Consider the following 23,544-nt stretch of genomic DNA (forward strand, 5'->3'; position numbering starts at 1 on the left):
GTCGGGCGGACGCAGCGTCAGCGCCCGATGCGGCCGAGCCCGTCTTCGAGATCGGCGATGAGGTCGCTCACGTCTTCGATGCCGACCGACAGTCGGACGATGTTCTCGGGAACGGCGAGCTCGGTGCCGCGGACGGACGCGTGCGTCATGTCGGGCGGATACCCGATGAGCGACTCGACCCCGCCGAGCGACTCGGCCAGCTGGAACAGCGACGTGCTCTCCGCGAAGGATCGCGCTGCATCCGCGCCGGCGGCGAGTCCGAGCGAGAGCATCCCGCCGAAGCCACTCATCTGCCTCGCCGCGATGTCGTGCCCGGCGTGGGAGGCGAGACCCGGATAGAAGACCTGCGCGATCTCGGGCCTCTGCTGCGCCCACTCCGCGATGGCCTGCGCGTTCTCGGAGTGCTGTCGCATCCGCAGCGCGAGCGTCTTGATGCCGCGCGTCGTCAGCCACGCATCGAGCGGTGCCGAGACGGCACCCACGGCGAACTGCTGGAACTTGACCTGCTCGAAGAAGCGGTCGTCACCGAAGACGACCGCGCCGCCGAGCACGTCGGAGTGACCGCCGAGGTACTTGGTCGTGGAGTGCACCACCAGGTCGGCGCCGAGGGAGAGCGGCTGCTGCAGGGCGGGCGAGGCGAAGGTGTTGTCCACGACGACGATCGCTCCGGCGGCGTGCGCGATCTCGGCGGTGAGCGCGATGTCCACGACCTTGAGCAGCGGATTGCTCGGGGTCTCGAGCCAGACGATCTTCGTCTCGGGACGGATCGCCGCCCGCAGCGCATCGACGTCCGACAGCTCGACCGTGGTGGTCTCGATCCCCCACGTCGACAGCACGCGCGTGAGGAGTCGGTACGTGCCGCCGTACACGTCGTTGCCGAGGAGCACGTGGTCGCCCGGGGTGAGGATCCCGCGCAGCAGGGCGTCCTCCGCGGCGAGTCCCGACGCGAAGGAGAGCGCCCCTTCGCCGCCTTCGAGCGCGGCGAGCTGCGTCTCCAGCGAGGAGCGGGTCGGGTTGCCGGAGCGGTTGTACTCGTAACCGTCGCGGAGCCCTCCGATGCCGTCCTGCACGTGCGTGGACGACTGGTAGATCGGCGGGATGATCGCCCCGGTCGTCGGATCGGGCGCCTGTCCCGCGTGGATGGCTCGAGTGGCGAAAGCGTGGTCGGACATGTCTCTCAGCCTACGTCGGCCGTCGCCGCCGGGGCCGTCCCGTTACGTCCGAGGTCGCCGGTGGTGGCGCCGCTCAGCGCGCGAGGTAGGCCAGCAGATCCTGGCGCGTCAGCACCGTGTGCGGCTTGCCGTCCTCCGTGACCAGCAGGGCGTCGGCGTCGGCGAGCGCGGCGCGGGCGTCGGCGACGGAGGCATGGATGCCGACGAGCGGAAGCCGGTCCCCCACATGCGCGCCCACGGCGTCCGTCGGATTCGCCTCGCCGCGGAACAGCAGGTCGAGCAGCCCCTTCTCGTCGACCGTGCCGACGACCTCGCCCATCATCACCGGAGGTTCCGCGCTGAGCACGACGAGCTGCGAGACGTCGTACTCGGTCATCATCCGGATCGCCTCGAGCACGGTGTCCGTCGGATGCGCGTGCACGAGGTCCGGGATGCTCTCCCCCTGGCGGGTCGCCCTGGCGGCGAGGACGTCGGCGACGGTCTCCCCGTCCTCGACATCGCTGAACCCATAGGACCGCATCCAGCCGTCGTTGAAGATCTTGCCGAGGTAGCCGCGCCCCCCGTCCGGGAGCAGCACGACCATCACGGCCTCCGCGGGCAGCTCGCGCGCCACGCGCAGCGCACCGGCCACGGCCATGCCGCTCGATCCACCGACGAGGATGCCTTCCTCGCGGGCGAGCCGGCGCGTCATCGCGAACGACTCGGCGTCGCCCACCGCCACGATCTCGTGCGGGACGGTGGGGTCGTAGGCGCCGGGCCAGATGTCCTCGCCCACTCCCTCGACGAGGTAGGGGCGACCCGTCCCACCGCTGTAGACACTGCCCTCCGGGTCGACGCCGACGATGCGGACGCGCTCATCGGACACCTCGCGCAGGAAACGGCCGGTTCCCGTGATGGTCCCGCCCGTGCCGACCCCGGCCACGAAGTGCGTGATCTCGCCGTCGGTGTCGCGCCAGATCTCAGGACCGGTGGTCTCGTAGTGGCTGCGCGGACCGTTCGGGTTCTCGTACTGGTTCGGCTTGAACGCCCCGGGGATCTCCCGCGCCAGCCGATCGCTCACGCTGTAGTACGACTCCGGACTGTCGGGGGCCACCGAGGTCGGCGTGACCACGACCTCCGCGCCATAGGCCCGGAGCACGTCGATCTTGTCCTCGCCGACCTTGTCCGGCAGCACGAACACGCAGCGGTAGCCCCGCTGCTGCGCCACCAGGGCGAGTCCGACGCCGGTGTTGCCGCTCGTCGGCTCGACGATGGTGCCGCCCGGCTCGAGGTCACCCGCGGCTTCGGCGGCGTCGATGATCCGCGCCGCGATCCGGTCCTTGGAGGAGCCGCCGGGGTTCAGGTACTCGAGTTTCACGAGCACCGTGCACGCGATGCCCTCCGTGACGCGGTTGAGCTTCACGAGAGGGGTGTCGCCGACGAGATCGACGATGGAGTCCGCATACTTCATGACTTCAGGGTAGACGCGCGCATGCCGCGTGCGGGGCTGTGTTGCGCTTCGACGGGCTCAGCGACCCACGACTTCGACGGGCTCAGCGACCCATCGGTCCCTGAGCCCGTCGAAGGGCGCGTCACCCCTTGGTCGACCCGGCCAGCAGCCCGCGGACGAAGTAGCGCTGCAGGGCGAAGAACACGATCAGCGGCACGATGATCGACACGAAGGCGCCGGCGGTGAGCAGGTACCAGTCGTTGCCGCGCGTTCCGGTGATCTCGGCGAGCAGCTTCGTGATGGGCGCGGCAGCGCCATCCGCGAACACCAGGGCCACGAGCAGGTCGTTCCACACCCAGAGGAACTGGAAGATCGCGACCGACGCGATCGCCGGCATCGTCAGCGGCAGCACCACGCGGAAGAAGATCTGCCCGCGGGAGGCTCCATCGACGCGCGCGGCCTCGATGATCTCGCCCGGGATCTCCGACATGAAGTTGTGCAGCAGGTAGATGGCCAGCGGCAGCGCGAACATCGAGTGCGCGATCCACACCTGCGCGTACCCGTCCGATGCTCCGAGGGGCAGGGTCACCTGCAGCCCGAAGAGGTTCAGGCCTCGGGAGAACGAGCTGAGCAGCGGCACCAGAGCCATCTGGATCGGCACGATCTGCAGCGCGAAGACGAAGATGAACAGCGCGTTGCGGCCCTTGAAGTCGATCCACGCGAACGCGTACGCCGCCATCGACGCGATCATCAGCGGGATGATCGTGGCCGGGATGGTGATCGCGATCGAGTTGACGAACGATTCCAGGATGGTCAGCTGCGTCGTGCCGGACTGCAGCACGTCGACGTAGTTCTCCAGCGTCACCTGAGGGTCGGCGAAGAACGTCCACCATCCGCTCGACTGGATGTCGTCGCGCGGGCGGAAGGACGAGATGAACAGGCCGAGCGTCGGGATCGTCCACAGGAACGCGATGATGATCGACGCGACGGATGCCCACGGGCGCGACAGCTTCTTGCGCGTCCTCCCCGCGGCTCCCTCGAATCCGCCGCCGGTGGTGATCGCGCGGGTGCTGGCCGAGGTCTCGGTCTTGACGGTGTCGGTCATCGGATCTCCCGCTGCTTCTTAATCTGGCGCGCGTTGTAGATCACGATCGGCAGCACCAGGATGAACAGGATGACGGAGAGCGCTGCGCTGCGTCCCGCCTCGAACTTCGAGAACTGCGTGTACATCTCGTTCGCCAGAACCGAGGTGCCGTAGTTTCCGGCGGTCATGGTGCGGACGATGTCGAACACCTTGAGCGAGGCGATCGAGATCGTGGTCAGCACCACGATGAGTGCCGGGCGGATCGCCGGGACGGTCACCGAGATGAACCGCTGCCACGCGTTCGCGCCGTCGAGCTCGGCCGCCTCCAGAAGCTCCGCCGGGACGCCCTTGATGGACGCGGACAGCACGACCATGGCGAAACCGGTCTGCACCCAGATGAGCACCACGATGAGGAACAGGTTGTTCCACGGCTGGTTCAGCAGCCACTGCTGCGGAGTGCCGCCGAACCACACCAGGATCTGGTTCAGCAGACCGATCTGCTCGAACTCCGGTCCGCGGTACTCGTACACGAACCGCCAGATGATGCTGGCGCCCACGAACGAGATGGCCATCGGCATGAACACGAGGACCTTGTAGATCTTCTCGCCGCGGGTGCGATCGATGAACACGGCGTACGCGAGACCGACGATCGTCGAGACCGTCGGCACCAGCAGGACCCAGATGATCGTGTTCACGACGGCGGTGATGCCGTCGGACTGCGTGAAGATCCACAGGTAGTTCGACAGGCCGACGAACTCCTTCCCCGAGGAGTTCAGGAACGACGAGTACATGGTCTGGATCGACGGCAGGATCAGGCCGACGAGCAGCAGCAGCAGGGCCGGCGCCATGAACGCCACCAGCTGGATGAGGTAGCCCGCGCCATCGCGGGATCGGTAGTCCAGCCAGAAGAACAGGGCGCCGACGAGGACCGCGACTCCCATGGCCCAGTAGTACGAGTTGAAGAACAGCATCACGGCGAGCGGTATCAGCAGGCACATCGCCAGCCGGATGACGGTGTACTGCTTTCCCTTGCGCGGAGCGATGTCCACGAGGAGCAGGATGATCGCCACGACCACCGCGAACGCGATGACCACGGCGACGGCCTGCAGGATCGGCGGCAGCGAGCCGACCCACTGGAAGAAAACTGTCGCGTTCACGGAATCCCCTTACGTCACGCGGACCGGATCGACGGTGCACCCGGCGGGGCGCACCGAGGGAGCAGAGGGGCCGTCCCGCTGCGGGACGGCCCCTCTCCTCGGATCAGCTGGACGGCCAGCCGGTCTCGATCTGCGTGAGCACCTCATCCGTGGGGCTGCCGTTGACCCACGCGACCATGCCCTTCCAGAAGGTGCCGGCGCCGACGGCACCGGGCATCAGGTCGGACGCGTCGAAGCGGAAGGTCGTCTCCGGGTCCTGCAGGATCTTGATGGTCTCCTGCAGGATCGGGTCCTTCGCGTTCGCCGGGTCGAGGCCGTTGTTGGCCGAGGTGACGCCGCCGAGGCTGACGCGGCTGTTCGCCCACTCGGGGCTCGACAGGTACGCGAGCACCTTCTGCGTGGCCTCGGAGTCGCTGAACGCGCCGACGATCTCGCCGGCACCGGTGACCGCGGAGTCATCCGCGGACTCGCCGGGGAGCATGAACGCCCACACGTCGCCGTCCTCGGCGACCTTCGTACCCTCGGGGAAGAAGCCCGAGAGGAACGACGCCTGGTGGGTCAGCGCGCACTCGCCACCGGCGAGCTTGGGCGCGACGTCACCGAAAGCGGTCGAGTTGATCGAGCGGACGTCACCGAATCCGGCGTTGACGTTGGCCGGGTTCAGCAGGATCTCGCCGACCGAGTCGAACGCCTGCTTGATCTGCGGGTCGGTGAACTTGACGTCGTTCGTGACCCACTGGTCGTACACGTCGGGACCGGCCTGACGCAGCACGTAGTCCTCGACCCAGTCGGTGCCCGGCCAGCCGGTGGCCGTTCCGGACTCGAACCCGGCGCACCACGCCGGAGTTCCCGTGGCCGCCTGGATCTTGTCCGTGAGCGCCGACATCTCGTCGAGAGTCTTCGGCACCTCGACGCCCCACTCCGCGAACTTCGCCGGCGAGTACCAGATCCAGCCCTTGACGTTGGCCATGAGAGGCGCGCCGTAGAACGTGTCGTCGACCGTGCCGTAGTTGACCCAGTCCTCGGTCCAGTACTCGTTGGCGTTCTTCTCGACCTCTTCCGGTGCGGGCTTCAGGAAGCCCCGGTCGGCGAAGTCGGCGAACAGACCGGGCTGCGGGAAGATCGCGATGTCGGGCGGGTTGCCACCCTGGGCGCGCGTGCCGAGCTGCGTCTCGAAGTCCTGGCTGCCCTCATACTTGATGGTGATGCCGTTCTCGTCGGCCCAGTCCTTCCAGGACTCCTGGAGGAGTTCTGCCTCGGAGTCGACGATCGTCCCGTAGATCGTGACGGTGGCGTCGCCGCCGCCGTCTCCGTCGCCACCCGGCGCGCCGCCGGGAGCTCCGCATCCGGCGAGCGCGATGCCCGCGACCCCCAGCAGGGCGAGCGGCGCGTAACGCCGGGAACGCTGTGACAGAGCCATGTGAATTCTCCTCTTCGAGTACAGGTTCCCGCCTCGTACGACGCCACCCCGGGGCATCGTTAGGGAACCGATTCCAGGCCAACCTACTGGCGATCCGCATCCCCGCACAACACGCTAGGGTCACAAGCTCGCAACCATTCGCCGATCGCCCTCCTGGTGCATGGGAGCGCTCCCTCGCCCCGGCTGTGGAACCGGTTCCTTTTTCAGGGATGTCGGACTACGCTGTGACGCGGCGCGCGGGGCGCCGGCCACGCCACGGCGTGACAGGTCGAGGAGGACCGATGAGCACGATCGCGGACGTCGCGGCTCGCGCCGGGGTGTCGAAAGCCACGGCCAGCCGCGCGCTGAGCGGTCGGGGCTACGTGTCCGAGGACACCAGGAACCGCGTCGAGGACGCCGCGCGCGACCTGTCGTACGTCGCGCACTCCTCCGCCACGAGCCTGGCGACGGGACGCACCCAGACCGTGGGCGTCGTGATGCCGCCGATCGACCGCTGGTTCTTCGCCGAACTGCTCGCGGGGGTGCAGGAGTCCCTGTTCGCGCTCGACTACGACCTCTCGCTCTACGGCGTCCCTGAGGGCAGCCAGACGCGGGAGCGTCTGTTCGAGAGCGTGCTCCCCGGGCGCCGCTTCGACGGGATCATCGCCGTCGGCATCCAGCCGAGCGCTCGGGAACTGGAACGGCTGAAACAGACCGGCCGGCCCCTGGTGAGCGTCGGCCCCTACAGCGAGGGGTCCAGCGCCGTCTCGATCGATGACACCGACGCCGCCCGCATCGCCACCGAGCACCTGATCGAGCTCGGCCACACCGACATCGCCTTCGTCGGAGGCTCGACCGGTGCGGCGGAGCTGAGCTTCGGCGACGCCCGACGTCTCGACGGCTATCGCGACGCCCTGCGAGCTGCCGGACTCTCCGCCCACGTGCGTGCGGTCGCGGCCGATCCGACCATGCCCGGCGGGTACTCCGCGGCGGCTGGTCTGCTCGGGGACCGCCGGCACAGACCCACCGCGATCGTCGGCGTGTGCGACGAGGCGGCGATCGGCGCGATCATCGCGGCCCGTCGGCTCGGCATCGCGGTGCCGACCGAGCTCAGCGTCGTCGGCATCGACGACCACGAGCACGCGGACATGTTCGCCCTGACCACGATCGGGCAGTCCCCGCGCGAGCAGGGACGCGTCGCGGTGCGGCTGCTGACGCAGCAGATGGACCACCCGGATGCTCCACTGGAGCAGGTCGCCGCAGCATCCGCTCTCGTGGTCCGCAACTCCACCGCTCCGCCGCGCTGAGCGTCCCGCACGACCGCGGAACGCACGAAGGCCCCGGACGAACCCGGGGCCTTCGTGAAGAACGCTGAAGCGTGATTACTTGAGGGTAACCGTCGCGCCGGCCTCTTCGAGAGCAGCCTTGGCCTTCTCGGCGGTCTCCTTGTTCGCGCCCTCGAGCACGGCCTTGGGAGCACCGTCGACGACGGCCTTGGCCTCGCCGAGACCCAGCGAGGTGAGCTCGCGCACGGTCTTGATGACCTGGATCTTCTTGTCGCCAGCAGCCTCGAGGATGACGTCGAAGGAGTCCTTCTCCTCTTCAGCCTCGGCAGCGCCTGCGCCACCCGCAGCGCCGGCGACGGCGACGGGTGCAGCAGCGGTGACCTCGAACTTCTCCTCGAACGCCTTCACGAAGTCGTTGAGCTCGACGAGGGTCAGGCCAGCGAACTGCTCGAGCAGCTCCTCAGTGGAAAGCTTCGCCATGATGTATCTCCTAGATAGATGGGGTTGTTGTACGAGAACGTCGGACGCTTACGCGGCCTCGGCGGTCTCGAGCTTTTCGCGAAGCGCGTCGATGGTGGCGGCAGCCTTGCCCATCGTCGCCTTCATCATTCCCGCAGCCTTCGCCAGCAGAACCTCACGGCTCTCGAGCGAGGCGTACTTGTTGACCTCGTCCGCGGTGAGGGCGTTGCCCTCGAAGATGCCGGACTTGATCACGAGAAGCGGGTTGGCCTTGGCGAAGTCACGCAGAGCCTTGGCGGTGGCGACGAAGTCACCGTGCACGAACGCGACAGCCGACGGACCCTTGAGGTCGTCGTCCAGCGCGGAGATGCCAGCCTTGTTGGCGGCGATCTTGGTCAGCGTGTTCTTCACCACGGCGTACTCGGCGTCCTGACGGATGCTGTTGCGCAGCTCCTTGAGCTGGGCAACCGTCAGACCGCGGTACTCGGTCAGCAGGACGGCGTTCGAGTTCTCGAATGACTTCGTGAGCTCGGCGACCGATGCATCCTTCTGCGCCATGGTCACTCCTTGGTGTGTACGAGGCGCCGCACGGTGGTGGGGCGCCGGCCTCCGACCCCCTGCAAAAGAGAAGAGCTCCGGCGCAAGCGCACGGAGCTCAGAAAGTTCGTGACACCTGCGCGGGCCCCTGCGATGCAGAGCTTCGATCCTGTGCGCTTGCACGCACACGACGACCAGCGGTCTTCGGTTAGGACCACTGTACCCCACGCTCCCTCTCCCCCAAATCCCCCGCCCCCTCCTTCCTCCCTCCCTCCCTCCCTCCGCCGCCGAGTGCACGGGTTCGCGCCGAGTGCACGGCTTGGCCACGTGGGTTTCCCGTGCACTGGGCGACTTCCCGTGCACTGGGCGACTTCCCGTGCACTCGGCGACCCGGCGAGGCGGCGAGGCGGCGGGTCAGGGAGGGGTGATGCCGAAGGAGGCGAGGCGGGCGGCGAGCGCCTCGGGAGTGGCGATGTGCTCGGAGCCCCAGCGGGCGAACCGGCGCTGGGTGAGGCCGCGGATCCAGTCCTCACGCTGCTTCTCCTCCAGAAGGACCTCCTCGACCGTGCGACCCGACCGCAGCGCCTCGTCGAGGTACTTCGTCTTGCCGTCGAATTCACCGAAGCTCTGCACGTCGTCCAAGCCGAAGTCGACGAAGTAGTCCCGACCACCCGGCCCGGGGACGTGCACCTGGAGGTCGGGGGCGGCGAAGCCGAGCGTGTGCAGGTGCAACCGGCTCACGCTCTCCCCCGGCAGCTGCGCCCTGCCATCCGCGAACGCCGCGACCCACCTCGCCTGCCGGATGCCCCGGGCTCCCGTCGCCTCGTCCACCCGCTGCGAGAGATCGCGGCGCCACGAGAGGACTGCGTCCGCGTCCCACTGCCCCTGACGCCGTCCCGTTTCGCGCTCCGCGGCATCGGCCGCAGCCACGGCCGCTGCCGCCGGCACCGAGCGGATCAGATCGAACACCGTCCGGGACAGGGAGGTGCAGCGGATTCCGTGGCGGAGTGCGAGGTCCTCGCGCGTGAGCGGCGCCACGTGGCGGAACACGTCGGGTGCGCTGGAGATCCGTGTCGGCGTCGGCGTGGTCATGTGCACGCGGGCGAGCCGCACCTTGTAGAGCGGCAGTCCCCAGAGCACCGCAGCCGACGTGTGAGACATGACCGCCGAGCCGCGGGCATCCCGGTCCACGGCGATGACATGCGCGTGATGCCGTTGTTCCGGCCACAGCTCCGCCCGGTCCGCGGCATCCATGTACCAGCCTCGTCGGAGCGCGACGAGGGTTCCGGTCTGCACGGCCTCCGCGATGCGGCGCTCCGTCCACCCCCGCTGCAGGAGGTCCGTCCGGGATCGGATGAGGCTGTCGAGCGCGTTCATCATCGCCCCATGTTTCCCGCTTCCTCCCCTCCTCCTGAGTTTTCCCTCGCCCCGCCCCGCACTCTCTGCACTTCTCCCCTCACCCCGCCTCCCGTGCAGGAGAAGACTTCGATCGCGAGAGCACGGGTTCGCGCCGAGTGCACGGGGTAGCCACGTATGCATCCCGTGCGCTCGGGGACTTCCCGTGCGCTCGGCGACATCCCGTGCGCTCGGGGGCGGTGCTGCGGCGGGCGCAGTCGGCGACAAGCCGGGCAGGCGGCGGATGAGGGTCGGCGGACGGGGTTAGGGTCGAAGGGTGACCCCGGAACTCGCCGCACGCATCGTCGCGGACTCGCGCGACCGCGTGGCGTGGATGCGCGCACGCTCGCGCGGGATCACCGCCACGGATGTCGCCGGGCTCACGTCGGAGAAGTCGATCGCCCGGGCCGCGGACTCCAAGCTCGGAGGCGGACCCCGCTTCGGCGGCAACGCCTACACCGACCACGGCCGCCGGCGCGAGCCCGAGATCGCAGCCTGGGTCGCGGCGACCCACGGCATCCTCCCCTCTTCCGCCCTGTTCCGGGCCGAGGTCGAGCACCGCCACCTCGCCACCCCCGACGGCATCGCCGTCGACGCGCAGGGTCGGGTCAAGCTCGCCGAGATCAAGACCACCAACAAGGCGTTCCGCGGCATCCCCCGCACGTACCTGCGTCAGGTGTGGTGGCAGCAGCACGTGCTCGGCGCCGAGCGGACCCTGTTCGTGTGGGAGGAGCACGTGGACTTCGCCCCGATCCACGATGAGCCCCGATGCGTCTGGATCGACCGCGACGATCGCGAGATCGCGAAGCTCGTCACCCTCGCCACCGACCTCATCGACGAGCTCTACCGCCGCACCACGGGCCGACAGGTTCCGAGCAGGACGCCGGATGCCGTCGCCAGCCGCCGCGAGCAGCTCCGAGAGCGGGACGCCTTCCGCGCTCTGGCCCTGGCCGACTGACCATTCGGCCGACCGCGCTCCCGGTCACGTGCACGTGTTGTTGCCGCCCAGCCCGAGCAGTCCGCCGACCGACAGCGTCCGTGTCGCAGCAGGGGACGCCCAGGCCGTGCCCGCGTAGATCGCCTCGACCCGCACCGTGTTGGTCGAGCCGAGCAGGCTGCCCAGCAGCGTGTTCAGCAGCCCGGAGCTGATGGTCGCCGAGTACGAGTACGGGCCCGTTCCACTCTGGGTGACGTTGGTGTTGTCGACCGCGACGTTGTTGATCGACAGTCGCTGCTGCACCCGGGGATAGGGCGAGGTCCACGTGATGGTGAAGCCCGTGAACGTGCCGAGGACGCTGGTGACCGTGCACGAAGCGACGACGGGAGCCGCGAGCGTCGCTGCGGTGAACACCCCCGAGCCGTACTCGCTGTCGGTGAAGCGCGCATCGGTCTGCTCCACGGGATGCACGGCCGCGATGCCGACGAGCGCCGCGATGCCGACCGCCCCCGCCAGCACCCTCCGCACGACCTGGCGCATCATGCGCGCGTCCTCCGCTGGGGCTCCGCCCGGACGCGGCGCCCCCGCCCGAGTGCCGCCCCCGCCAGCGCGAGCAGCACCCCCGCGGCGGCGAGCCACGCCGTGCGGGGCGAGGCGCCGGTGACGGCGAGGCCCCCCTCCGGCCCGACGGCGACCGTCTCCCCCGCCCCTCGCGCCTGGATGCGCACCTCGGTGCTCCCTGCCGCGTCGCCGGCGTCCAGGGTGATCGCGAGACGGAGGTGCGCGGTCTCGGTGTCCGCGATCTCGGCGAGAGGCGTCTCCGCACCGTCGCGGGGGATGCGCCAGTCCTCACGCAGGGTGGTCGCTCCCCCGGGACAGTCCGTCCCCGCCCACGCCTGACGGCACATCGCGACGTCGACGACGAGAGCGGCGCCGCCGGTCGCGCTGATCCCGATGCGGATCACACCCGGATCGGGTGCCTGCGCGCTCACGGCCACGTCCCAGCGCAGGGGCTGGCCGGGGAGCATCCCGGCAGCCGCATCCCAGTCGGCCACCGAGACCAGGCGCAGCACGTCTCCCTGGATCACCTGCGTGGCGGGCGCCGCCCAGGCCGTGCTCGGCGTCGCGACCGCCGCGATCGCCAGGAGCCCGACCGCCAGCCACCGTCCGAATGCGAGACGCCGTCTCATGACGACCCTCGACTCTCCCGGGCTTCCCTCGCGCGCGGCGAGCGCGGCCAGAACGCCCAGACCACGAGCAGCGCCGCGGCGACCGTCAGCCCGGCGAGCACGAGCGGATCGCCCATGCCGGCGATCACGGCGGCGACGCCGGGCACGGAGAACAGGACGACCCGGACGGATGCCACGGAGTACGGGGTGGGATCGTCCGCGGCATTCGCGTCGCCGCGCATCGTGATCGTCCGCTGCCCGTCGCTCGCGCCCGGCGCGACGGAGGTCACCCGGTGGGTCACGGGGAGCTCGCCGTCCCGGTCGACGGTGACGATGTCGCCGACCTCGATCTCGCTCGCCGGGACGCGCTGCACCACCGCCACCGATCCGGCGGGGATCGTCGGCGACATCGAGCCCGTGCGAAACATGATGAGGGTGATCTGCGCCGTGAACGCGAGCACCACGAGCACGATGCAGACCGCTCCGGCCCCGGCGGCGAGCCACAGCAGCACGTCTCCGATCGCGCTGCCCGCCCGCGACCGGGACGAGGGGGCGCTTCCGGTCTCCTCCTCGGGAGGAGCGACGGGCTGCTCGCGCACGCTGCGTCGCGTGATGGGCGTCATCTCGACCCTCCTTCCGATCTAGGACGATGTCCCCTGGAACTGCCAGGTCTGCGACATCGTGAGGCCCTGCGCGGCGTTCGGCGCGGTGGTGGGCAGCGTGACGGCGATGCAGTAGTTCACCTGCGACGCGCCGTTCGCCGTGACCGTCTGGGTCGACGCCCCTCCGGCCGTCAGCGCCGAGCCGTCGGTGACCACCGAGGTCCCCGCGGGGTACGTGGTCCCGTTGCAGGTGGTGCCGGAGATGGTCCGCACGCCGTACGTGAGGTACGTCGCGAGCCCCGTGCCCCCGGGGGTGCCGGCGGTGAGCTGCACGGTCCCGGCCACCGAGGGGTTCGCGGTGCGGACGCTGAACAGCGCATAGGTGGTGGTTCCCGGCGCCATCGCCGTGGGGGCGAGCTGGAAGTTCAGCGTCGCGGCGGTGCCTGCGGTCGCGTGGCTCGAGAACGTGGTCCCGTCCGTCGCGCCGACGATGTCGAACCGGCCGGCCGTGAAGCTCGCGGCTCCGAACTCGGAGTCGTTCCAGGCGGCGAGGGTCGCGGCCGCCCCTATGCCCAGCACCAGGCCGCCCGCGAGCACGGCGCGGACTCGGCGGGAGTGCAGCCGTCGCCTCTCCCGCACATCTCTGCGGGTCTGCATCACGCGCTCAGTTCGTCGACGTGGCCGTGAAACTCCACGTGGCGTTCGTCACCAGGCTGGGCTCCAGCGCCGCGTCCGCCGTGACGCGGAAGCACAGCTGCACGGCCGTTCCCGGATCGGTGGCCGTGGCCCCGGCGGTGAGCGGGATAGCAGTCGCTCCGGTCAGCGCGTCCAGCGTCGCCCCGCTCGCCACCGGTGTGCCGGTCGCCGAGGCGGCGTTGCACGTCGCCCCGGGAGCGAGCTGGTAGATCGCGTACGACAGGTGATCCGAGTTGGAGGTCGCGGCGGGGTCTGCCGTTGCACCTGAGGCGGTCAGGTTCGCTGCGGAGGTCGTGCCGGCAGCCAACCGCACCCAGAAGCCCGCGTAGACGGTGCTGCTCGGCGACATGTTACTCACGAGGCCTGCCGGCAGGGTGAACGCGAGCGTCGCCGCCGTGCCCGCGGTGCTGTGGTCGGCGTACGTGGTGCCGTCCGTCGAGCCCTCCAGATTGAACGCGCCGGCGGTGAACGTGCCGTTCGCGAACTCGGAGTCGTTCCACGCCGCCAGCGTGGCCGCGGTGCCGATGCCGAGCACCAGTCCACCCGCCAGCACCGCTCCGATCTTGCGCTGCGTTGCCTTGGTTACCATGTCGCTTCCCCCTCAGGAATCGGTGAACCACGTGGATGCCGGTGTTCCGGCCACCCCTCAACGACCCCGCACCCGCGCGTTTGCGCCATCCTCTCCGAGCCCTTCCGGAAGGACAAGGCGATTTCGCGCAGGAGATTCGCTCATCCCGCGCAGACCGGAAACGGGGCCTCAGACGGCGCCGAGCACGCGACGCGCCTCGAGGGCGATCTCCTGGGCGATGGTGTCGAGCAGATCGGAGCGCAGGTTCCACTGCTGCCAGTGGAGCCGCACCCGGAGGGTCGGTCCGCCCAGAGCGACCAGGTCGGGAGCCTCCTGCGGCACCGGGACCATCCCCCAGCCGAGACCGAGCCGCACCGCGAGGGCATAGTCGTGGGAGGCGGGGACGTAGTGCCGCGGTACCCCCTCCGGCGAGACCCCCATCGCCCGCAGCCACTCGTGCTGCAGGGTGTCACGGCGATCGAAGTCGACGAACGGGGCGAGCGCCAGGGCGCCAGGCGTCACACCGTCGGCGAACCACCGCTCGGCGAATGCCTCCTCCGCCATCGCCCGATACTCGAGCACACCGAGCGGCGCCACCGAGCATCCGGCGACCGGGGTCTCCTCGCTCGTCACAGCCGCCATCACGGTTCCGGACTCCAGCAGGCGGGCGGTGAAGTTCTGATCGTCGCGGTGCAGATCGAAGTCGATGTCGTGGCCGGATGAGAGTCGGGCCAGCGGTGCCAGGAACCAGGTCGCCATCGAGTCGGCGTTCACCGCGAGCGGCACGGTGATGCGGCGAGCGGCGCCCTCCTCATCGATCCCGACCCCCACGAGCGCATCGTGCTCGAGCAGGGCGATCTGCCGCGCCAGGCGCACGACCGCCTCGCCCGCTTCGGTCAGCCGCGCCGGTTTGCTGCGCACGACGAGGATGCGTCCCAACTGCTGCTCGAGGGCCTTCAGCCGCTGGCTCACCGCCGAGGGCGTGATCCGGAGCCGCCGGGAAGCCGCGTCGAGGGTTCCCTCGTCCACGATCGCCGCCAGCGTGGCCGCGAGCTCCGGGTCGATTCTCACATAAGCGATGCTAATGGTTCGAAAGGAATCTTCGCTTCTCATCATGGCCCCGGATTCCTAGGCTGGGGCCATGCTCACGGTTCTCGCCGGTCTCGGACTCGGCCTCTCCCTCATCGTCGCGATCGGCGCGCAGAACGTTTTCGTGCTGCGTCAGGGGATCCGCCGCGAGCATGTCCTGGCCGTCGTCGCCGTCTGCGCACTGTCCGACGCGGCGCTGATCGCCGCCGGCGTGGCAGGGCTGGGCTACGTCCTCACCGCCGCGCCATGGCTCGTGGTCGTGGCGCGCTGGGCGGGAGCCGCCTTCCTGCTCGCCTACGGGGTCCTCGCGGCTCGACGCGCGTGGCGCGGCGGCGAGGAACTGGCCGTCGACACGGCGGACGAACCGGCAGCGGTCGCGTCGACGACGAGCGCGAGCGGCACCCTCACCCGCACACGCCTGGCCCCGGTGGTGCTGACGACCCTGGCGCTCACCTGGCTCAACCCGCACGTCTACCTCGACACGGTGCTCATGCTCGGCTCGATCGCGGCCACCCACGGCGAGGAGCGCTGGCTTTTCGCGGGCGGGGCCATCGCCGCCAGCATCCTGTGGTTCACGGCGCTGGGCTTCGGCGCCCGCTACCTCGGCCGCTGGCTGCGCACACCGCGCTCGTGGCGCATCCTCGACGCCGTTATCGCGGTCGTCATGATCGCGATCGCCGTGAGCCTCGTGATCCCGGTGCTGAGCGCCTGACGGGTCAGTCGCCGTCGATCTGACGCCGTCGCGCACGCACCAGACTGCGAAGTGCGTCGTCCGGGAGGGGATGCTCGGGCTGGAACCGGATGGTGCCCTTGTCGACGCTGACACCCTCATGCCCGTCCAGGAGCCCGGCGACCGTCGCGACCGCCTCCGGACTGAACGGGTACACGCCGATGTGCTTCTTCGCGCGCATCACCGAGAGAAGAGGCTTGCCGCGGTGCACGAGGGCGGGCATGCCGTAGCCCTTGCCCTGCTCCGCATCCGGCACCTCGTCGCGGGCGAGGGCGTAGACCCGGGCGATCGTCTCCCGATCGGCGGGGTCGAGGTCGGTCAGGTAGTCGTCGATGGTTCCCACGGGGGCATCCTGTCACGGTGCGACCCCCGCGTCGAGGGATGCGCGGGTCAGGCGCCGTCGAGCGGACGCATGATGCGGGTGAGGAAGCGCTGCGTGCGCTCGTGGGTCGGCGCACGGAACAGGTCGGCGGGCGGCCCCTGCTCCACGATGACGCCGCCGTCCAGGAACAGCACGTGATCGGCGGCCTCGCGCGCGAAGCTCAGCTCATGCGTGACGACCGCCATGGTCCATCCCTCGTCCGCGAGCTCTTTGATCACGAGCAGCACCTCCCCCACGAGTTCGGGGTCCAGCGCGCTGGTCGGCTCGTCGAAGAGCAGCACGTCCGGCCGGAGGGCGAGCGCCCGGACGATGCCGACGCGTTGCTGCTGTCCGCCCGAGAGCTGGTGCGGACGGGCATCGGCCTTGTCCGCCAGACCGACCCTGTCCAACAGCGCGAGGGCGTCGACGACCACCTCGTCCTTGGGACGACCCTGCACCCGCCACGGACCCTCGATCACGTTCTCGAGCACCGTGAGATGAGGGAAGAGATTGTGGTGCTGGAACACCATGGCCGAGCGGTCCCGCAGCGCGAGCCGCTTCTGCTTCTGCAGCCGCGGGGAAGGCTTCACCTCGGGCGCGAAATCGATCTCCGGGCCGCCGGCGACGACGATCGTGCCGGCATCCGGAGTCTCGAGACCGTTGAGCGCGCGCAGCACCGTCGTCTTGCCCGACCCGCTGGGCCCGATCAGCACGACCACCTCGCCACGATGCAGCGTCAGGTCGATGCCGCGCAGCACCTCGTTGTCGCCGAAGCTCTTGCGCAGCCCGCGCGCGACGAGCAGGGCCTCCTGGTTCGGATCAGTGAGCGACACGGCTGTCCAGCCTCCTCTCGAGAGCACTCTGACCGAACGACAGCACCAGGCAGAGCACCCAGTACACCAGCGCGGCGGCCAGATACAGCACCATGAACTCCAGCGTGGTCGAGGCGATCTGCTGGGCCACCTTGAACAGCTCCGTCACGAGGATCAGCGAGGTCAGGGAGGTGTCCTTCACGAGCGAGATGAATGTGTTCGACAGTGGCGGCACCGACACCCGAGCAGCCTGCGGCAGGATGATCCGCGTCAGCGTGCGGGTGCGGTTCATGCCCACGGTGTACGCCGCCTCCCACTGCCCCTTCGGCACCGAGAGGATCGCCGCCCGCACGACCTCCGCGCCGTAGCCGCCGACGTTCAGCGAGAGCGCGATGATCGCACTCGGCCACGGGTCGAGGGTGACCCCGACCGACGGAAGCCCGTAGAAGATCACGAACAGCTGCACCAGCATCGGCGTGCCGCGGATCACCGAGATGTAGAAGCGCGCCACCCCCGAGACGACCGGGTGCACGGAGATCCGCATCAGGGCGACACCGACGGCGATGACGAGCCCGAGGACGAACGAGATCAGCGCGAGCGGAACCGTCGCCGTCAGACCCGCCCAGGCGATCGGCCCGAGCGAATCGAAGAACAGCTGCCAGGGACTCTCCATCGACTACTGCGTGACGTCTTCGCCGAAGTACTTGTCGCTGATCTCCGCCAGGGTCCCGTCGGCGCGCAGCTCGTCGAGCGCACCGTCGACGGCCTCCACCAGCGCCTTCTTGTCCTTCGTGAACACGAACGCCTGCTCACCGGCCTCGTCCGTCTCGGCCGCGATCTTCAGACCGGACGGGCTGTTCGTGGTCTCGTAGTCGAGGAACGTCAGCTTGTCGTTGATCGTCGCGTCGACGCGGCCCTGGCGCAGCAGCTCGACCGCCTGCGCCCAGCCCTCGACACCCTCGACCTTCGCCCCGGACTCGGTCGCCAGTTCGTACCAGTTGCTCGTCAGCGACTGGGCCGTGGTCTTGCCCTCGAGGTCGTCGAAGGACGAGATCGAATCGTCGTCCTCGGGCACGACGATCACGCCGGGCGAGACGGTGTAGGGCTCGCTGAAGAGGTACTTCGCCTCGCGCTCGTCGTTGATCGAGACCTGGTTCGCGATGACGTCGAAGCGGCCGGCGTCGAGGCCCGCGAAGATCGCGTCCCACTGCGTCTCCTGGAACTTCACCTCGAGGCCGAGCTTGTCGGCGACCGCCTGGATGATCTCGACATCGAAACCGGTCAGGTCGCCGGAGCCGCCGGCGTCGTGGAAGCTGAAGGGACGGTAGGTGCCCTCGGTGGCGACGGTGAGCGTGCCATCCTGCACCAAGCCGAAGTCGGACCCCTCGCTCGTGCCGTCCGATGTGCTCGCAGGAGTGCTCGACCCGCTGCAGGCGGTGAGCACGGTGGCGGCGACGACGAGTGCGGTGGCGGCGATGAGACGACGGGACATGAACCCTCCTGGGGTGTGAAGTGCGGTGCGAGTTTACGCGACCGTCACGGGAACTCCCTCACAGTACGCGGCCCGCGCCGCTTCCCCGCATCCGATGACGATTCGTTTCCGAGGGGTCGCGCGGACGCAGAAACGCCCCCGGGAGAACCCGGGGGCGTTCCTCTGCGACTGGGTCGCTGAGCGTGTCGAAGCGTCAGATGGAGTTGACGTCCAGCGGGATGCCGGGGCCGAACGTGGTCGACACCGCACCCTTCTGGATGTAACGGCCCTTCGAGCTCGACGGCTTGAGGCGGACGATCTCCTCGAGCGCTGCGCCGATGTTCTCGTTCAGCTGCTCGGCGGTGAAGGACGCCTTGCCGACGACGAAGTGCACGTTGGCGTGCTTGTCGACGCGGAACTCGATCTTTCCGCCCTTGATCTCCTCGACGGCCTTGGCCGGGTTCGGGGTCACGGTGCCGGTCTTCGGGTTCGGCATCAGACCACGCGGTCCGAGCACCTTTCCGAGACGACCGACCTGGCCCATGAGCTCCGGAGTGGAGACCGCGGCGTCGAAGTTGGTCCAGCCGTCGGCGACCTTCTGGATGAGCTCGGCGCCGCCGACCTCGTCCGCACCTGCGGCGATCGCTGCCTCGGCCGCGGGGCCGGTGGCGAAGACGATGACACGAGCGGTCTTACCGGTTCCGTGCGGGAGGATGACGGTGCCGCGCACCATCTGGTCCGCCTTGCGCGGGTCGACGGCGAGCTTCAGCGCGACCTCGACGGTCGAGTCGAACTTCGACGAGCCGGTCTCCTTCGCGAGGGCGACAGCCTCGGAGGGGGTGTAGTAACGGTCTGCCTCGATCTTCTCGGCGGCAGCCTTGTAAGCCTTGGACTTGGTAGCCATGATTATTCTCCTCAGCCCTCGACCGTGATGCCCATGGAACGGGCGGTTCCGGCGATGATCTTCGAGGCGGCCTCGACGTCGTTCGCGTTCAGGTCGGCCTGCTTCTGCTCGGCGATCTGACGGACCTGGTCCTTGGTGATCTTCGCGACCTTGACCGTGTGCGGGGTCGACGACCCCTTCTGCACGCCGGCGGCCTTCTTGATGAGCTCCGCTGCCGGCGGGGTCTTCAGGACGAAGGTGAAGCTGCGGTCCTCGTAGACGGTGATCTCGACGGGGATGACGTTGCCGCGCTGCGACTCGGTCGCGGCGTTGTACGCCTTGCAGAACTCCATGATGTTGACGCCATGCTGACCGAGCGCGGGGCCGATCGGCGGCGCCGGGTTGGCTGCACCGGCGTTGATCTGAAGCTTGATCAGGCCGGTCACCTTCTTCTTCGGTGCCATTCTCTTTCCTTTCATCGAGGCGGATGCCTGCGCATCCGCTTCTCCCACTGATCCGGCGTTTCCGAACCGTGGTCGTCTGTACGCCCTTCGACGAGCTCAGGGACCCCTGCGGGCTGTCGCACAAACCACACAAGTCTACCCGATCCGGAGCGCAGCTGCGCGCGTCGCCTGTCCCCGCCGGATCCCCTCGGCTCCCGTCGCGATATGACAGCCAAAACGCCGATTCTGGCTGTCATATCGCGACCGGAGCAGGGACCCACGCCAACGCAGAACGGCCGCCCCGGAAGGGACGGCCGTTCTCGTGCACTTCGGCAGGCTCAGTGACCGGTGTCAGATCATCTTGGTGACCTGGTCGAACGACAGCTCGACCGGAGTCTCGCGCTCGAAGAGGGAGACGAGGACCGTGAGCTTGCCGCTCTCCGGCTTGATCTCGCTGATCGAACCGGGAAGACCCGCGAACGAGCCCTCCTTGATCGTGATGGTCTCGCCGACCTCGAAGTCGACCTCGGCGGGCAGCGGACGAGCGACGGCGACGCCGCCCTTCGACGCGATGTTCTTGGCCGTGGGGACGTCCTTGACCTCGACGAGGGACTTCAGCATGTTGAAGGCCTCTTCGAAGCGCAGCGGCGTCGGGTTGTGGGCGTTGCCCACGAAGCCGGTGACGCCGGGGGTGTGGCGCACGACCGACCAGGTGTCTTCCGTGAGCTCCATGCGCACCAGCACGTAGCCGGGGATGCGCACGCGGGTGACCATCTTGCGCTGGCCGTTCTTGATCTCGACCACGTCTTCCATCGGGACCTCGACCTGGTAGATCTCGTCCTCGACCTCGAGCGTCGACTTGCGCTGCTCGATGTTGGCCTTCACCTTGCGCTCGAAGCCGGCGTAGGAGTGGATGACGTACCACTTGCCCGGAAGCATGCGGAGGTCCATGCGGAAGGCCTCGTACGGGTCCTCCTCCGCGTCGTCCTCGGACTCGGCGTCCTCGGCCGCTGGGCGGTCGTCCTCGCCGTTCACGTCGGGGCCGTCGTACGGGGTGACCTCGTCGGCCGCCTCCGCTTCCTGCTCGGCGACCTCTTCGGCCACAGATTCGTTGAGGACCTCAGCGGCAGCCTCGGCTTCAGCCGCTTCGTCCAGGTTGAGAGCGTCGTTCACGATCGCGTCCGCCTCCGGGTCGTCGATGTCGATGTCGGTGTCATCCGCGGCATCCTGCTCGCCGTCCTCGTCTTCGACGTGGACCGCGACGTGCTCGGCAGAGGTGACCGAGAGCTCCTCCGCGGCGAGCACGTTGCCCTCCTGGGCCTCGTCCTCCTCGCTGGACTGCTCTGCGGCGGTCGCCCAGTCGGCGTCGTCGGAATATCGTTCAGACACGTTGTTTCTTCTCCATAGCTGCGGCGTGAGCCGCGGGGGTCATCAGCCAGGGATTCCGAACACCCAGTGCGTCACGAACGCGAACAGCGTGTCCAAGCCGTAGACGATGCCCATGACGATGATCACGAAGACGAGCACGACACCGGTGAACTTGAACAGCTCCTTGCGAGTCGGGGTGACGACCTTGCGGAGCTCGGCGATGACCTGGCGGATGAACAGGGCGATGCTCCCGAAGAACCGGGAGAAGGGGTTGCCCTTCTTCTCGCGGGTGGCGCCGGCCGCGACGACCTCGCCGCGCGGTTCGTCCTGATCCATCCTGAATGTACCTTTCGTGTGTCAGCGTTGCGCTGACGCGCAGGGCGGACAGGAATCGAACCTGCAACCTGCGGTTTTGGAGACCGCTGCTCTGCCAATTGAGCTACCGCCCTAGAGACCGTGAGGCCTCGGGGGTGTCCTCCCACTCTGTCACGATCCTGCGACCCTCGGGTCCCAGGCACGGCGAAAGAATGCAGAGAACAACTGCCCCACAAGCATACGGCATCCTTCCGACGACGCCGAACCCGACGCCGAACCCGACGCCGGACCCGAGGTCAGGAACCGGCGTTCTTGCTAGGCTCGGCGAGCGGAATCAGTGGGGAAGGGATGCGTGTGGGCGCGGATGTGCAGCAGTTCCAGGTGGATCTGCGAGGAGTCGTCGATCTGCTCAGCAGGCACATCTACTCCAGCCCCCGGGTGTACCTGAGAGAGCTGCTGCAGAACGCCAGGGACGCCATCACCGCCCGGCGCGAGGTCGACGGCGGCGGTGGACGCATCCGCATCAGTCCGCTGACCGCCGAGACCGGCGAGTTCGTGCTTCGCGACGACGGGGTCGGCCTCACTTCCGCCGAGGTCGCCGACCTCCTCGCGACGGTCGGCCGCAGCTCCAAGCGGGACATCTTCGACCTCCCCCGCAGCGATTACCTGGGACAGTTCGGCATCGGACTGCTCAGCTGCTTCATGGTCGCCGACACCATCGTCATCCGCTCCCGAAGCGCGCGCGGCGGCGCTTCCGTGGAGTGGACGGGAAGCGCGGACGGGACCTTCCAGGTCGCCGAGCTCGACGAGGAGCTCCCCATCGGCACCAGCGTGCACCTCGTGCCGCGCTTCGATGCCGACGAGCTGCTGCGTCCCGCAGCGGTGCACGAGCTGGCCACGACCTTCGGCGAGTTCCTGCCCGTGCGGGTGACGGTCGACACCGCGGGCGGAGACATCGACATCACCAGGGACGCACCGTTCCTGGATGCCGCGGAGGACCCGGAGTCCGCCGTGGAGTACGGGCGGGATCTGCTCGGCGCGAGTCCGCTCGACGTGATCGAGCTGAGCGAGCCGGCAACCGGAACCCGGGGCCTCGCCTACGTGCTGCCCTACGCGCCGCCGCCCGGAGCACGCCAGGCGACCCGCATGTACCTCGGCCGCATGCTGCTGTCGGAGCGCGTCGACGACGTGCTGCCGGACTGGGCCTTCTTCGTGCGCGCAGTGGTCGACTCCACCGGACTCGCTCCGACCGCGAGCCGGGAGTCGCTCGTCGAGGACGCCGCGCTGGAACGCGTACGGGAGCAGCTGGGCGCGGGGATCCGCCGCTGGGTGCTCGAGCTGGGTCTGCGGGAGCCGCACCGCCTCGCGCAGTTCGTCGCGGTGCACGAGGTCGGCCTGAAGTCGCTGGTACGGCACGACGAGGAGCTCGCCCGATTCATCTCGCGCTGGCTGACGGTCGAGACCACGCACGGTTCGCTGCGCGTCGGGGATCTCGTCGAACGGTATCCGCACGTGCGCTACGCGCAGACCGTGGACGAGTTCCGGCAGGTGGCGGGGATCTCGCCCGCCGACGAGGTGCTCGTCAACGGCGGCTACCTCTACGACGCCGACCTGGTGCGGATGCTGCCCGACCTCTACCCGCATGTCACGGTGGAGCGCGTCGACGTCACGGGCGAGCTCGACAGGCTCGATCCGCCGCCCCTCGACGACCGCGACGCCGCTGTCGCGCTGGAGGCCCGCGCGGGGGCCGTGCTCGCCGCATCCGAGTGCTCCGTGGTCGTGCGCTCGATCGCCCGCACGGACCTCGCCGGACTCTACGTCGCCGACCCCGAGGTTCTCCGCGCCATCGACCGAGGCCGCACGAAGGGCGTGACCGGCGCACTCTGGGGCGGGGTGCTCGACCGGATCGATCAGACCCGATCGTCCGCGCGCGACGACGACCTGCGCGCCCGGCTGTGCCTGAACTGGTCGAACCGCGTGGTCCGGGCCCTCGTCCGCGTGCAGGACGACGCGGTCTTCGCCCGGACCGTGCAGCTGCTGTACATCCAGGCGCTGCTCGCCGGGCATCATCCGCTCGCCGACGCCGATCGCGCCCTCATGACGAGTGCTCTCGCAGACCTCGTCTCCCTCTCTGCCGGACTCGAAGGGGACGCGCTCCCCTTCGAGGACGCCCGCTGACACC

Annotated in this window: 26 protein-coding genes and 1 tRNA gene; 4 read left to right on the plus strand and 23 right to left on the minus strand. The window is 69.0% G+C overall.

The features are described from left to right. Positions 1-17: 17 nt before the first annotated feature. From CSX12_RS14340 to CSX12_RS14360, 5 genes are all read right to left on the minus strand, one after another. The gene (locus CSX12_RS14340) at positions 18-1,172 is read right to left on the minus strand and encodes a cystathionine gamma-synthase (protein ID WP_124896233.1); all 1,155 of its coding nucleotides are present in this window, start codon (positions 1,170-1,172) and stop codon (positions 18-20) included. Positions 1,173-1,245: 73 nt separating this feature from the next. Then, the gene (locus CSX12_RS14345) at positions 1,246-2,622 is read right to left on the minus strand and encodes a cystathionine beta-synthase (protein ID WP_124896234.1); all 1,377 of its coding nucleotides are present in this window, start codon (positions 2,620-2,622) and stop codon (positions 1,246-1,248) included. 121 nt (positions 2,623-2,743) lie between these two features. Beyond that, a complete protein-coding gene (locus CSX12_RS14350) occupies positions 2,744-3,706 on the minus strand; it encodes a carbohydrate ABC transporter permease (protein ID WP_017201497.1) in 963 nt (320 codons plus the stop codon). Then, entirely contained in the window at positions 3,703-4,842 is a 1,140-nt protein-coding gene (locus CSX12_RS14355) for a sugar ABC transporter permease (protein WP_017201498.1), read from the minus strand. The genes CSX12_RS14350 and CSX12_RS14355 overlap by 4 nt, the downstream gene beginning before the upstream one ends. Positions 4,843-4,945: 103 nt before the next feature. Continuing rightward, entirely contained in the window at positions 4,946-6,262 is a 1,317-nt protein-coding gene (locus tag CSX12_RS14360; protein ID WP_017201499.1) for an ABC transporter substrate-binding protein, read from the minus strand. A 281-nt stretch (positions 6,263-6,543) separates the two neighbouring features. On the opposite strand from CSX12_RS14360, the gene CSX12_RS14365 reads away from it, so the two are divergent. After that, positions 6,544-7,548, plus strand: coding sequence for a LacI family DNA-binding transcriptional regulator (locus CSX12_RS14365; RefSeq protein ID WP_017201500.1), 1,005 nt, complete (start codon positions 6,544-6,546; stop codon positions 7,546-7,548). A gap of 75 nt (positions 7,549-7,623) precedes the next feature. On the opposite strand, the gene rplL is transcribed toward CSX12_RS14365, so the two are convergent. The 3 genes from rplL to CSX12_RS14380 all read right to left on the minus strand — a co-directional run bounded on the left by rplL (position 7,624) and on the right by CSX12_RS14380 (position 9,903). Continuing rightward, complete coding sequence (rplL, locus tag CSX12_RS14370; RefSeq protein ID WP_017201501.1) at positions 7,624-8,007, minus strand: 50S ribosomal protein L7/L12; 384 nt, start codon at positions 8,005-8,007, stop codon at positions 7,624-7,626. Between the two features lie 48 nt (positions 8,008-8,055). Continuing rightward, positions 8,056-8,544, minus strand: coding sequence for a 50S ribosomal protein L10 (rplJ, locus tag CSX12_RS14375; protein WP_017201502.1), 489 nt, complete (start codon positions 8,542-8,544; stop codon positions 8,056-8,058). Positions 8,545-8,937: 393 nt separating this feature from the next. After that, on the minus strand, positions 8,938-9,903 hold the full coding sequence (locus tag CSX12_RS14380) for a hypothetical protein (protein ID WP_124896235.1): 966 nt from the start codon (positions 9,901-9,903) through the stop codon (positions 8,938-8,940). Positions 9,904-10,195: 292 nt separating this feature from the next. Here CSX12_RS14380 and CSX12_RS14385 point away from each other — a divergent pair, with 292 nt between their 5' ends. After that, positions 10,196-10,876: a YqaJ viral recombinase family protein gene (locus CSX12_RS14385; protein WP_017201504.1), complete on the plus strand. Its 681-nt coding sequence runs from the start codon at positions 10,196-10,198 to the stop codon at positions 10,874-10,876. Between the two features lie 24 nt (positions 10,877-10,900). Here CSX12_RS14385 and CSX12_RS14390 read toward each other — a convergent pair whose 3' ends face one another. The 6 genes from CSX12_RS14390 to CSX12_RS14415 all read right to left on the minus strand — a co-directional run bounded on the left by CSX12_RS14390 (position 10,901) and on the right by CSX12_RS14415 (position 14,961). Beyond that, complete coding sequence (locus tag CSX12_RS14390) at positions 10,901-11,398, minus strand: hypothetical protein (RefSeq protein WP_124896236.1); 498 nt, start codon at positions 11,396-11,398, stop codon at positions 10,901-10,903. After that, positions 11,395-12,045, minus strand: coding sequence for a hypothetical protein (locus CSX12_RS14395; RefSeq protein ID WP_124896237.1), 651 nt, complete (start codon positions 12,043-12,045; stop codon positions 11,395-11,397). The genes CSX12_RS14390 and CSX12_RS14395 overlap by 4 nt, the downstream gene beginning before the upstream one ends. After that, positions 12,042-12,647, minus strand: a complete 606-nt coding sequence (locus CSX12_RS14400; protein ID WP_124896238.1) for a signal peptidase I — start codon at positions 12,645-12,647, stop codon at positions 12,042-12,044. The genes CSX12_RS14395 and CSX12_RS14400 overlap by 4 nt, the downstream gene beginning before the upstream one ends. Before the next feature lie 18 nt (positions 12,648-12,665). Continuing rightward, on the minus strand, positions 12,666-13,283 hold the full coding sequence (locus CSX12_RS14405; protein ID WP_124896239.1) for a SipW-dependent-type signal peptide-containing protein: 618 nt from the start codon (positions 13,281-13,283) through the stop codon (positions 12,666-12,668). Between the two features lie 7 nt (positions 13,284-13,290). Then, positions 13,291-13,911, minus strand: coding sequence for a SipW-dependent-type signal peptide-containing protein (locus tag CSX12_RS14410; RefSeq protein ID WP_124896240.1), 621 nt, complete (start codon positions 13,909-13,911; stop codon positions 13,291-13,293). Positions 13,912-14,079: 168 nt separating this feature from the next. Further along, complete coding sequence (locus CSX12_RS14415) at positions 14,080-14,961, minus strand: LysR family transcriptional regulator ArgP (protein WP_206427100.1); 882 nt, start codon at positions 14,959-14,961, stop codon at positions 14,080-14,082. Positions 14,962-15,031: 70 nt separating this feature from the next. Between CSX12_RS14415 and CSX12_RS14420 the strand changes: the two genes are divergently transcribed. Next, complete coding sequence (locus CSX12_RS14420) at positions 15,032-15,691, plus strand: LysE/ArgO family amino acid transporter (RefSeq protein WP_124896241.1); 660 nt, start codon at positions 15,032-15,034, stop codon at positions 15,689-15,691. A 4-nt stretch (positions 15,692-15,695) separates the two neighbouring features. Here CSX12_RS14420 and CSX12_RS14425 read toward each other — a convergent pair whose 3' ends face one another. The 9 genes from CSX12_RS14425 to CSX12_RS14465 all read right to left on the minus strand — a co-directional run bounded on the left by CSX12_RS14425 (position 15,696) and on the right by CSX12_RS14465 (position 21,496). Then, the gene (locus CSX12_RS14425) at positions 15,696-16,052 is read right to left on the minus strand and encodes a DUF1801 domain-containing protein (protein ID WP_017201511.1); all 357 of its coding nucleotides are present in this window, start codon (positions 16,050-16,052) and stop codon (positions 15,696-15,698) included. A 47-nt stretch (positions 16,053-16,099) separates the two neighbouring features. Further along, complete coding sequence (locus CSX12_RS14430; protein WP_017201512.1) at positions 16,100-16,903, minus strand: amino acid ABC transporter ATP-binding protein; 804 nt, start codon at positions 16,901-16,903, stop codon at positions 16,100-16,102. Continuing rightward, positions 16,890-17,555, minus strand: coding sequence for an amino acid ABC transporter permease (locus tag CSX12_RS14435; RefSeq protein WP_017201513.1), 666 nt, complete (start codon positions 17,553-17,555; stop codon positions 16,890-16,892). Before CSX12_RS14435 ends, CSX12_RS14430 begins: the two co-directional genes overlap by 14 nt. Before the next feature lie 3 nt (positions 17,556-17,558). Beyond that, positions 17,559-18,374 (minus strand): amino acid ABC transporter substrate-binding protein, encoded by an 816-nt coding sequence (locus CSX12_RS14440; RefSeq protein WP_124896242.1) that lies wholly within the window; start codon positions 18,372-18,374, stop codon positions 17,559-17,561. Between the two features lie 193 nt (positions 18,375-18,567). Continuing rightward, positions 18,568-19,257, minus strand: coding sequence for a 50S ribosomal protein L1 (gene rplA, locus CSX12_RS14445; RefSeq protein ID WP_017201515.1), 690 nt, complete (start codon positions 19,255-19,257; stop codon positions 18,568-18,570). Positions 19,258-19,268: 11 nt separating this feature from the next. Continuing rightward, the gene (gene rplK, locus CSX12_RS14450; RefSeq protein ID WP_017201516.1) at positions 19,269-19,700 is read right to left on the minus strand and encodes a 50S ribosomal protein L11; all 432 of its coding nucleotides are present in this window, start codon (positions 19,698-19,700) and stop codon (positions 19,269-19,271) included. Positions 19,701-20,030: 330 nt separating this feature from the next. Then, positions 20,031-21,068: a transcription termination/antitermination protein NusG gene (nusG, locus tag CSX12_RS14455; RefSeq protein WP_017201517.1), complete on the minus strand. Its 1,038-nt coding sequence runs from the start codon at positions 21,066-21,068 to the stop codon at positions 20,031-20,033. A 42-nt stretch (positions 21,069-21,110) separates the two neighbouring features. Then, entirely contained in the window at positions 21,111-21,383 is a 273-nt protein-coding gene (gene secE / locus CSX12_RS14460; RefSeq protein WP_017201518.1) for a preprotein translocase subunit SecE, read from the minus strand. Between the two features lie 40 nt (positions 21,384-21,423). After that, positions 21,424-21,496, minus strand: a tRNA-Trp gene (locus tag CSX12_RS14465). Between the two features lie 214 nt (positions 21,497-21,710). On the opposite strand from CSX12_RS14465, the gene CSX12_RS14470 reads away from it, so the two are divergent. After that, complete coding sequence (locus tag CSX12_RS14470) at positions 21,711-23,540, plus strand: HSP90 family protein (RefSeq protein ID WP_124896243.1); 1,830 nt, start codon at positions 21,711-21,713, stop codon at positions 23,538-23,540. Positions 23,541-23,544 lie beyond the last annotated feature (4 nt).

Origin of the sequence: Microbacterium sp. Y-01, assembly GCF_003856715.1 — a bacterium.
Taxonomy (GTDB): Bacteria; Actinomycetota; Actinomycetes; order Actinomycetales; family Microbacteriaceae; genus Microbacterium; species Microbacterium algeriense.